At 59.2% G+C, this 8520-nt stretch carries 7 protein-coding genes; all 7 read right to left on the bottom strand.

The window, feature by feature from the left end:
- Positions 1-126: 126 nt before the first annotated feature.
- Positions 127-981: a D-hexose-6-phosphate mutarotase gene (locus QF010_RS33615; protein ID WP_429534809.1), complete on the bottom strand. Its 855-nt coding sequence runs from the start codon at positions 979-981 to the stop codon at positions 127-129.
- Between the two features lie 108 nt (positions 982-1089).
- The gene (locus QF010_RS33610) at positions 1090-2436 is read right to left on the bottom strand and encodes a carbohydrate porin (protein WP_033056819.1); all 1347 of its coding nucleotides are present in this window, start codon (positions 2434-2436) and stop codon (positions 1090-1092) included.
- A 208-nt stretch (positions 2437-2644) separates the two neighbouring features.
- A complete protein-coding gene (locus tag QF010_RS33605) occupies positions 2645-3805 on the bottom strand; it encodes an ABC transporter ATP-binding protein (protein WP_033056820.1) in 1161 nt (386 codons plus the stop codon).
- A 2-nt stretch (positions 3806-3807) separates the two neighbouring features.
- Positions 3808-4653 carry a carbohydrate ABC transporter permease gene (locus QF010_RS33600; RefSeq protein WP_033056821.1) on the bottom strand — a complete coding sequence of 282 codons (846 nt, stop codon included), beginning with the start codon at positions 4651-4653 and terminating at the stop codon, positions 3808-3810.
- Entirely contained in the window at positions 4646-5554 is a 909-nt protein-coding gene (locus tag QF010_RS33595; protein WP_033056822.1) for a carbohydrate ABC transporter permease, read from the bottom strand. The genes QF010_RS33600 and QF010_RS33595 overlap by 8 nt, the downstream gene beginning before the upstream one ends.
- Positions 5555-5703: 149 nt before the next feature.
- Positions 5704-7005, bottom strand: a complete 1302-nt coding sequence (locus tag QF010_RS33590; protein WP_033056824.1) for an ABC transporter substrate-binding protein — start codon at positions 7003-7005, stop codon at positions 5704-5706.
- A gap of 117 nt (positions 7006-7122) precedes the next feature.
- Positions 7123-8382 (bottom strand): D-mannose isomerase, encoded by a 1260-nt coding sequence (locus tag QF010_RS33585; protein WP_429534808.1) that lies wholly within the window; start codon positions 8380-8382, stop codon positions 7123-7125.
- Positions 8383-8520: the final 138 nt, after the last annotated feature.

The following is an 8520-nucleotide window of genomic DNA, read 5'->3' as shown; positions in this document are numbered from 1 at the left end:
AAGACTTCCTCGAACAGGCCTCATACATAGATGCAACCGGGTAGCAGTGTTCAAAAGCAGGTTGAATGTGGGGGCGAGTCCATACATAGCAGCTGTCGAGCGAAGCGAGGCTGCGATCTTTTGATCTTACGCCCCAACCCGCGCCTGCAAACTCAAATGCGCCCTCTCCCCCGGCGCCAGGCTCAGACTATCCGTCCCGCCACTCGCGGCTTCCACACAGACAAACTCCGAAATCTCATTCCAGCTCACCCCCAACAACGGCCGCGTGCCCGGATGCCAGACCACCGTGTCCGCATGGTCGCCGGTATCGATGCACAATTCACGCTGCCAGGCGTGGTCCTTGAGCTGTAATTCGCCGTCATGCTGGAACACCCGCTGACAGCCACCCTCTACCCGCAACTCGCCTTCCTGATGACAAACCTGCCGGTTCAACTGGTCGTAACCCTGCGCCCCGTCGAGGCCAGACAGCGCTATCTCACCGACGTCGCCAATACGCCAATACGCATGCAACGCCTGACTCAATTGGCACGGCAGGCTGTCCTGATGCTCGGTACTCAGGCGTAAATCCATGCGGTCGCCCAAGTGCGCGTGCAGGTCCACTTGCCAGTCGCACAACTGAAGTTGCCAGTGCAGGCGCACGCCATCGTCATCGGCGCTGCTGTCCAGCAGCTTCCAGTCGATCAGCCGTGCCCAACCATGGGAAGGCCAGGCGTTTTCGCTCGGATGACGGCCATACCACGGCCAGCACACCGGAACGCCACCACGTATCGCGCCGACCTGCGGCCACTTCGCCGCGCACCACAGCCAGGGTTTCTGACCCTTTGGCTGGAAGTGCAGCAACTGCGCCCCCTGCCGACTGAACACCGCCTGACACAGCGGATGGTCGATCACCAGCACGTCGCGCTTCTGATAGCGCTCCCACGCAAACACCGGACGTTCGCGCAAGGATTTGAAGAAGCGTTGTAGCGGATGCTCATGCATGTGCCACGGTCCTGAATATCACCCGGGGTGCGCCGCCCCCAAAAAAAAGCGGACAGCCAAGGCTGTCCGCAAAAATGCGCACATGGAGAAGAGCTTATCGCAACAGCGTTAGAACACCGACTGAATTTTCAGGCCGGCGACCAGCGCGTTGTCGACTTCATCAACACCACCTGGGTGAGTGATGTATTGCAGGTTAGGACGCACGGTCAGCCAGTTGGTAACGTGGAAGCCGTAGTTGATCTCGTAGTTGTACTCGGTGCTACGCAGTGGCGAGAACAGTGGATCTTCATACTCGGTGACACCATTGGCGGCGTTGACCAGTTCGGCGTTTTTCTTCACGTCATCGTTGACATGGATACGGGCGAAACCGATACCCATGTCATCTTTTGGACGTGCATCGAACGGGCCCTTGTACACAAACATCAGCGACTGGTAGTTGTCGACGAAGTTGGTGTCCTTGTCGTGGAAAGTGGCGTTGGCTGCGATGTTCAGACCGCGAGATTTGTCGCCGTTGTGGCTGGTGAGTTGTTGTTGGGCAACAAACCAGTAGCCGTGCTTGCTGTCGTGGCTGCGGTAGGCGTTGCCGCTGGTGGCTGCGTCATTGCCATTGTCATCCTTGCGGACGTCATCGGCATTGGCGGTGCTTTTGTAGTAACCGACACGGTATTCGCCCGGCAGGTTATTCGGGTTAGGCAGCCACACCAGTTCGACTGGCAAAACGGTGCCGGCAGTACCGCTGCCGCTGAGCTTGAAGCCGTTACCGTGCTCCAGTTGCGTCGGGTTCTGGTTATACGCGCCGATCTGCGCATACCACTCAGGCGAGATGTTGTACTTCACGCGAACCGCAGCCTGCATGACCGGCCAGTTGTACCAGATGTTGGTGGCCCAGTTACCCGCTTGGGAACCGCAGAATGCCAGGTTCTGGAACTCGCAAGGGAAGGTGTTGAAGTCCTCGCCTTCACCGAAGTAACCGGCTTTGACGTCCAGTTTACCGTCGAGGAACTGGTGCTTGATCCACAATTGGGTCAGACGGACCATATGGCCTCGGCCGTAGACTTCCTGAGACGAACTCAAGGTGCCGGCACGCGGGTCGCCGACACGGTCATTGGAGATGTTCTGACCGTTACGGTTGGTGAGCTGGATCTTGGCCTGGGTGTTATCCCAGCCCCACAGTTTTTGCAGGTCCAGCGCCACGCCCAGACCAAACTGGTCGGCGTAACGCGCCGTCTTGTCATCATTAAACCCGCCGTGGAGGTTGCCGCCCACTTCACCGACGTAGTCCATCTTGATGTCGATACCCTGCTCGATCAGCTTGGTCCGCTCGCCACCCCAATCACCGGTCATCCATTCCGAATCGGCGCTGAACGCGTCAGCCGCGTGCACGCTACCAGCCAGCATCATTGCCGCAACGGCTGACAACTGGCAGATAAGCTGAGCGTTGTTCTTCTTCTTCATCCCTACATCCTCGTTTTATTGTTATTAACTGTTTTTATTTAACGCGGTGACATCCGGTGCAGCGGGTGACAGGCCACCCGCCGCATATCCCCCTGTAGGAGTGAGCCGGCTCCGGGCGGCGTTCCGACGATTGCGGACTTTCATTCAACATTTTTGTCGACTGATACACCGCTATCGCGAGCAGGCTCGCTCCTACATTTTTTGATCTTCAGCGGCCTTTGAACTGCGCCACATTGGCACTGTGAGTCTCGGTTTTAGGCTGACCGGCCACCCCCAGGCGCTCCCCGGTCTTGGCATCGAACAACAGCACTTTCGATGGATCGAATTGCAGGGTCAGGGTCTCGCCCACGGCCGGTGCAACGTCTGGTGCCAGACGGCAGCAGACTTTGGTTTCGTTGAGATTGACGAACACCAGGGTGTCGGGACCGGTTGGCTCGGTGACCTGGACTTCGGCGCGAATGATCGGCAAACCATTCGGCTCGCTGCCCGCCAGAACGATCTGCTCCGGGCGCATGCCGAGGATCACTTCGCGGTCTTCAAGACCGGCGTCCTGCATGCCCAACGGCAATTCGCAGCGCGCCTGACCACTGTCGAGCAGCGCCACCAGACGACCGTCCTTGCGCTGCAAACGCAGGGGGATGAAGTTCATCGGCGGCGAACCGATGAAGCTCGCCACGAACAGGTTGGCCGGGTTGTTGTAGATGTCTTTCGGCGTGCCGAATTGCTGAATGATCCCGTCCTTCATCACCGCCACTTTGTCGCCCAGGGTCATGGCTTCGATCTGGTCGTGGGTCACGTAGACCGTGGTGGTTTTCAGGCGCTGGTGCATCAGTTTCATTTCGGTGCGCATCTCGACGCGCAGCTTGGCGTCGAGGTTGGACAGCGGTTCGTCGAACAGGTAAATCTTCGGCCGCCGCGCCAGGGCACGGCCCATCGCCACGCGCTGTTGCTGACCACCGGAGAGCTGGCCGGGTTTGCGGCCGAGCAAATGTTCGATCTGCAACAGCTTGGCTACCCGCGCCACTTCCGCTTCGATGTCGGCGGCGGGCATTTTGCGGATCTTCAAGCCAAAGGCGATGTTCTCGCGCACGCTCATGGTCGGGTACAGCGCGTAGGACTGGAACACCATGGCGATGTCGCGGTCTTTCGGGCTCATGCCGCTGACGTCCTGGTCACCGATCATGATCGCGCCGCCGGTGATGGTCTCCAGACCGGCGATGCAATTCATCAGGGTCGATTTGCCGCAACCCGAAGGTCCGACCAGGATCAGGAACTCACCGTCCTTGATCGACAGTTCGATGTTCTTGAGGGTATCCGGCAAGCCGGGGCCATAAGTCTTGTTTACATTGCGAAGTTCGAGCGTAGCCATGATTACCCCTTGACTGCGCCGGCCGTCAGCCCGCGCACGAAATACTTGCCTGCGACCACATAGACCAGCAGGGTCGGCAGCCCGGCGATCATCGCCGCCGCCATATCAACGTTGTATTCCTTGGCCCCGGTACTGGTGTTGACCAAGTTGTTCAACGCCACCGTAATGGGTTGCGAGTCACCGCTGGAGAACACCACGCCGAACAGGAAGTCGTTCCAGATCTGGGTGAACTGCCAGATCAGGCAGACCATGATGATCGGGGTGGACATCGGCAGGATGATCAAGCGGAAGATGGTGAAGAAACCCGCGCCATCCAGCCGCGCCGCCTTCACCAGCGCATCGGGAACGCTGACGTAGTAGTTACGGAAGAACAGCGTGGTAAACGCCAGGCCGTAGACCACATGCACGAACACCAGGCCCGTGGTGGTGCTCGCCAGGCCCATCTTGCCGAGGGTGAACGAGGCCGGCAGCAGGACGGTCTGGAACGGCAGGAAGCAACCGAACAGCAGTAAACCGAAGAACAGTTGCGAGCCTCGGAAGCGCCACATCGACAGCACATAACCGTTCAATGCACCGATGGCAGTGGAGATCATCACCGCCGGGACGGTGATCTTGATCGAGTTCCAGAAGTACCCGTCCACCGTGCCCCACGCCTTGACCCAGCCAATGCCGCTGACCACGGTCGGCCAGCTCAGCAGGTTGCCGGAGTTGATGTCTTCCGGCGTCTTGAAACTGGTCAACAGCATGACCACCAGCGGTATCAGGTAAAGGAATACGGCAAGGATCAGCACGCCGTAGATCGCGATGCGACTCAGGCTGATGGAAGGTTTGGCAGCGAAACTAGTCATGGCGCTTGGTCCTCAGCTCGGAGTACAGGTAAGGCACGATGATTGCGAGAATCGCACCGAGCATCAGAATCGCACTGGCCGAACCCATGCCCATCTGGCCGCGACTGAAGGTGAAGGAATACATGAACATCGCAGGCAGGTCGGAGGAGTAACCCGGGCCACCGGCGGTCATTGCCGCCACCAGGTCGAAACTCTTGATCGCGATGTGGGCCAGGATCATGACCGCACTGAAAAACACCGGACGCAGGCTGGGCAACACCACTTTCAGGTAAATGCGCGGCATGCTCGCGCCATCGATCTGGGCGGCACGGATGATCGATTGATCAACACCACGCAGGCCGGCGAGGAACATCGCCATGATAAAGCCCGAGGCTTGCCATACCGCAGCGATCACCAGGCAGTACACCACGCGGTCCGGATCGATCAGCCAGTCCAGGCGAAAGCCTTCCCAGCCCCAGTCACGCAGTAATTTGTCCAGGCCCATGCCCGGGTTGAGCAGCCACTTCCAGGCGGTACCGGTGACGATCATCGAGAGCGCCATCGGGTACAGGTAAATGGTGCGAATGAAACCTTCGCGACGAATGCGCTGATCAAGAAACACCGCCAGCAGTACACCGATCACCAGGGTGATACCGATGAACATGCCGCCGAAAAGCGCCAGGTTCTTGCTCGCTACCCACCAACGGTCGTTGTCGAACAGCCGCTCATATTGCGCCAGGCCCGCCCATTTGTAGGTCGGCAGGAAGGTCGACGTGGTGAACGACAAGACGAACGTCCACAGGATATAGCCATAGAAACCGACCAGGACGATGAACATGCTGGGCGCCAGCACCAGTTTGGGGAGCCAGCGCTGCAGTGCATCGAACGGCGAGGCCTTGCTGAACACAGCAACAGAACTCATGGGAAGATCCCGTACGAAGAGAAAATTTACGTTGGAAATGCTTCCCCTTGCAGGAGTGAGCCTGCTCGCGATAGCTGAGTGTCAGACTCTGGATGTATCAACTGATACACCGCTATCGCGAGCAGGCTCGCTCCAACAGGGGCCAAGCATTACTTGGCAGCTTTGATGGCAGTGCCGAGCTGCTTGGCGGCAACGGCAGGATCGGCTTTCGGATCGTTGATGAAGTTGGTCACGACATCAAAGAACGCACCTTGTACCGCCAGCGTGGTCGCCATGTTGTGCGCCATGCTCGGCTGCAGGCCGCCGGACTTGGCGTCCGCCAGGAAGTCCTTGGCAGCGGTCTGGGCGCAGGAGTCGAAACCGTACTTGCCCATGTCGCTCAGCATGTCGATTCGAACCGGAATCGAACCCTTGTTGATGCTGAAGACTTTCTGGAAGTTCTCACCCAACACGATCTTGGCAATGTCCTGCTGAGCGGCAGCAGTGCCCTTGTCTTTCTGCTTGAACACCGCCAGGGAGTCGATGTTGTAGGTGAAGGCCTTGTCGGTGCCCGGGAAGGCTACGCACTCGTAGTCTTTGCCGGCGACTTTCTTGGCCGCTGTCCACTCGCTCTTGGCCCAGTCACCCATGATCTGCATGCCGGCCTTGCCGTTGATGACCTTGGCCGCTTCCAGGTTCCAGTCCTGGCCTTTGCCGTCGGCGTCCATGTAGGTCGCGACTTTCTTCAGCTCGGTCAGCGCCTTGACCATTTCAGGGCCGGTCAGTGCAGCGTTGTCGAGGTCGACCAGGGCTTTCTTGTAGCCGTCGACACCCATGACCGAAAGCACTACCGCTTCGAACACGGTGCTGTCCTGCCAAGGCTGGCCGCCGTGGGCAAGCGCAATGAAGCCCGCCGCCTTGAGCTTGTCACCGGCCGCGTAGAATTCCTGAAGGGTGGTTGGCGCTTTTTCGATGCCGGCTTTCTTGAAGACTTCCGGGTTGATCCACAACCAGTTGACGCGGTGGATGTTCACCGGCACGGCCACGTAATCACCGTCGTACTTCACGGTATCGGAGACTTTCTTGTCGAGCAGGCTATCCCATTTTTCTGTTTTGGCAGCGTCTTTCAGGACGTCGGTGTCGAGCAGACCGGTAGACGCCCATTCCTGGATGTCCGGACCTTTAATCTGCGCTACGCCCGGTGGGTTACCGGCAACGGCGCGGCTTTTGAGTACGGTCATGGCCGTAGCACCGCCGCCACCGGCGACTGCGCCGTCCTTCCAGGTAAAGCCGTCTTTTTCGACTTGAGCCTTCAGAACATCGACCGCGGCCTTTTCACCACCAGAGGTCCACCAGTGAACGACTTCCACCGAACCTTTGGAATCGGCAGCAAGCGTACTCAGCGGGAATGCAGACAGGGGAAGCAATGAGGCGAGAGAAATGACAGTAGCGAGGCGAGAAATCGCATTCATCTAGTAGTACCTTTCTTGTTGTTATGCATGCAAGTCTGGTGCTTGCGCTGCATAGGATTCTAAACAGGAGTGATCCCTTCGCAGGTAACGAAGGGACGTTCGAATGTCACCACATGGTTACACAGGAGCGCTCTGGGATAACTGTGCCAGGGCAGTCGCCATGCTCGGCGCCAGAGGCAATCGCGGGATCAATACGGCTTGCCAGGCGTGATAAAGATCAGGTTTACCAGCCCAGATATCGGCGCTCGGGCGATTCTGCGGATCGAGTTCGTGATGCCAGCTGCCGCTTTCGCGGTCGATAAAATGGCTGTCGCAGAATTCCCAAAACAGTCGGTACCAGCTTTCGTATTGCGCATCGCCTGTGCGTTTAAGCAGCGCACTGGCGGCGGCGCTGGCTTCGCAATGGGTCCAGTGCAAGCGATGGCGAACCACGGCGCGATTGTCCCAGTCGAGGGTGTAGACAATCCCCGGCGCCCCGTCGACATCCCAGCCGTGACGGCAGTTGTGGTCGAAGAGTTTTTGCGCGTCGCTGGCGAGCCAGCCCGGCGTGAGCATCCCGGCCTTAACCCGCGCCGCTTCGAGATGCAGCATTAGCCGGGCCCATTCGAAACCGTGCCCCGGCGTGGTGCCGTAGGGGCGAAATCCATCGGCCGGGTTGTCGTGGTTGTAGTCGCGCAAGGGTTGCCAGTCGCGGTCGAAATGTTCGACCACCAGGTAATCGTTGGCAGCGGCGTGACCGTGGATGACACGCTCGACGATGCGCTGGGCGCGGCACAGCCAACGGTTCTCTTCGGTGACATCGGCCAACGCGAGAAAGGCTTCGGTGGCGTGCATGTTGCTGTTGGCGCCGCGATAGCGTTCCTCTTCACTCCAGTCGCGGTTGAAGGACTCGCGCATCGCGCCCTCTTCCTCGCTCCAGAAATGCGTGTCGATGATGTCGATGGCATCGTCGAGCAAGGCCTGCGCGCCGGGACGCTGAGCGACGACCGCAGAACTGGCGGCCAGCGCGACGAAGGCGTGCAGGTACGCCGCCTTGCCGGTGTTGCCGTCGCGAAGTTCGGGGGCCGAAAACCAGCCACCGTGTGCGGCGTCACGCAATGGGCCGCTGAGGGCTTTGACGCCGTGATCCACCAGCTCGGCGAAACCCGGCAAGCCCTGAATGTGGGCCATGGCGAAGCTGTGGGTCATGCGCGCGGTGTTCATGGTTTCGGCGTGGGCGTTGGCCGGGAGGCAGCCCTTTTCATCAAGATTGCCGAAACCTTCGGGAAGCTTTGAAGCCTTGGCAAACGCCAGCAGGCGCAGGCCTTCGGCGGCGAGCCAGTGCTGATGGGCGGGTGCGTTCAGCCAACTGCTGAACGCAGGTTGGAAGGAGTCCATGGGGTGCCTTTTTTGTTGTTATGACTGGGGGGCAGTCTAAACAACGGGCGGTGGTGGGCTTGTAACGAAGGGGGCAAGTTTTGTCACTGGGTGGTGACAAATGATTTAGGGGCTGTGTCGGGCTCAAAATCCACCCCT

It is taken from the genome of Pseudomonas silensiensis (genome assembly GCF_050434865.1).
GTDB lineage: Bacteria > Pseudomonadota > Gammaproteobacteria > Pseudomonadales > Pseudomonadaceae > Aquipseudomonas > Aquipseudomonas fluorescens_W.
Note: the sequence above shows the minus strand (reverse complement) of the source record. Positions and strands in the feature narration are given on the sequence as shown.